This window comes from Gilvimarinus sp. 1_MG-2023 (genome assembly GCF_030548285.1).
Window position 1 is genome coordinate 1 of sequence record NZ_JAUOSC010000984.1, and the last position, 273, is coordinate 273.

At 54.6% G+C, this 273-nt stretch carries 1 protein-coding gene; it reads left to right on the top strand.

The annotated features are described in order from the left end of the window. On the top strand, window positions 1–273 hold a 273-nt coding region (locus tag Q4563_RS19825), incomplete at both ends, for a pseudouridine synthase (protein WP_303605739.1).

The window sequence follows — 273 nt, forward strand, 5'->3', positions numbered from 1 at the left end:
GGCGTCAATCTGGGCCTGATTGAAGCCATGCGGCAGTTGTATCCGGATCACAGCTTTCTGGAGCTGGTGCACCGGCTCGATCGGGATACGTCCGGTATTATCATGATTGCGCGCAAACGATCGGCGCTGGTAGCGTTGCAGAAAATGCTGGTGAACAAAGTCGGTATCCGGAAGCGTTATCTGGCTCTGGTACACGGTCACTGGCCTTTGTCTGTTACTGAGGTGAAGGCACCGCTAAAAAAATCCGAGCGCCAGTCCGGTGAGCGCATTATG